At 70.2% G+C, this 1616-nt stretch carries 2 protein-coding genes; both read right to left on the bottom strand.

All coding sequences use genetic code 11. The annotated features are described in order from the left end of the window. Positions 1-132 precede the first annotated feature (132 nt). On the bottom strand, positions 133-783 hold the full coding sequence (gene msrA / locus D183_RS0112065) for a peptide-methionine (S)-S-oxide reductase MsrA (protein WP_017909216.1): 651 nt from the start codon (positions 781-783) through the stop codon (positions 133-135). A gap of 103 nt (positions 784-886) precedes the next feature. Then, positions 887-1408 (bottom strand): SgcJ/EcaC family oxidoreductase, encoded by a 522-nt coding sequence (locus D183_RS0112060; protein WP_017909215.1) that lies wholly within the window; start codon positions 1406-1408, stop codon positions 887-889. Between the last annotated feature and the right edge of the window lie 208 nt (positions 1409-1616).

Below are 1616 nucleotides of genomic sequence, written 5' to 3'. Positions count from 1 at the left end.
GCGGCCCGCCGCCGCGAGCACGCGCGATTCGCGTGCCGCGAAGTAACGGGCTCGCGTCGAGACGTCACCCGCGGTCGCCGTGACCCTCGATGGCGACAGCATCCTGCGCGAACGACGCGCAGGTGCGATCGTTCAGGCCTCCAGCCCGATCGGGCAACTCACCCCGGTCCCGCCCAGGCCGCAGTAGCCGCCCGGGTTCTTGGCCAGATACTGCTGGTGCTCGTCCTCGGCGTAGTAGAACGGCGGCGCCGGGAAGCGGATCTCGGTGGTGATGGGGCCGTAGCCGGCGGCGTCCAGGCGCTGCTGGTAGGCGTCGCGGCTGGCCAGCGCGGCCTCGTACTGCGCCTGGGTGGTGCAGTAGATCGCCGAGCGGTACTGGGTGCCGGTGTCGTTGCCCTGGCGCATGCCCTGGGTCGGGTCGTGGCTTTCCCAGAAGGTCTGCAGCAACTGCTCGAAGCGCACGGTCTGCGGGTCGAACGCCACCAGCACCGCCTCGGTGTGGCCGGTCTGGCCCGAGCAGACCTCGCGATAGCTGGCATTGGGCGTCTCGCCGCCGGCGTAGCCGACCGCGGTGCTGAACACGCCCGGCAGCGACCAGAACTTGCGTTCGGCGCCCCAGAAGCAGCCCAGGCCGAACTGCACCTGTTCCAGGCCGGCAAACGCATCGCGCAACGGATGGCCGTTGACGAAGTGACGGTTGTGCAGCGGCAGCGGCTGCGCGCGTCCCGGCAGGCTCTCGCCCGGGCGCGGCAGGCGCTGCTTGAAGGCACCGATTCCCAACATGGCATGGACTCCTGGCAGCGACGGCGATGTCGTGTGGATGGCGCTGCCGGAGTCCGCTTTCAAGTGCGCCCGACCACCGCGGCGGCGGTGACAGGCGCGACGTTCACTTCGCTGCGGCGCTGGCCGTGGCGGCGGCGACCGGTTCCGGCATCGCCGAGCTGTGGTGGTTGATGATCAGCCAGCGCCCGTCGCGCTTTTCGTAGACGAAGGTGTAGCGCGCCTGCACCTGGCGGGTGCTGCCGTCGGGATTGTTCAGGGTGAAGGTGTAGACGCCCGCGTCGACCGCACTGTCGTCATCGAGCAGCCGCACCTGGCGGTAGTTGATGGCCCCGCGCGGCTTGGCGGCGAGGAAGTGGCTGAAGTAGTCCTCGATCTCGGCGCGGCTGGCGCGCACCTGGTTGGACACGGTGGGCAGCAGCACGCCGTCGCGGGCGTACAGGTCGGCCACGCGCTGCGGATTGCCGGTGGCCAGTGCCGCGTTCCAGCGGTCGAACAGGCCGGCGATCTCGCGCTCGGCACTGCTGGCCGGTGTCGCCGGCGTACCGTCGTAGTGCATCGCCGGCGCGGCCAGCGCGGTGGAGGTGGTGGTCAGGCCCAGTGCCAGGGCGAACAGGATGCGACGCATGGGAAGTCTCCGTGTGCTGAGGGGATGCCGTCTCGGGGCGAAGCGAGTATCGGCAGCGGCGGCTTGCGCAACATCCGCCGGGCGGCATATCCTCGAATATGCCGTTCGGCATATCGGAGACGCGCCCGTGCACCCTCCCTCCAATGCAGGCCAGTGGCGTGAAGCACTGCGCCGCGACGCTGCCGACGCCGCGCGCTGGCAAGCCGTG

This window comes from Xanthomonas sp. SHU 199, assembly GCF_000364665.1.
GTDB classification, from domain to species: Bacteria; Pseudomonadota; Gammaproteobacteria; order Xanthomonadales; family Xanthomonadaceae; genus Xanthomonas_A; species Xanthomonas_A sontii.
Note: the sequence above shows the minus strand (reverse complement) of the source record. Positions and strands in the feature narration are given on the sequence as shown.

Coding starts and splice junctions, on each gene's coding strand:
- D183_RS0112060 (WP_017909215.1), bottom strand. CDS start 1,408: ATGCGTCGCATCCTGTTCGCCCTGGCACTGGGCCTGACCACCACCTCC.
- msrA (WP_017909216.1), bottom strand. CDS start 783: ATGTTGGGAATCGGTGCCTTCAAGCAGCGCCTGCCGCGCCCGGGCGAG.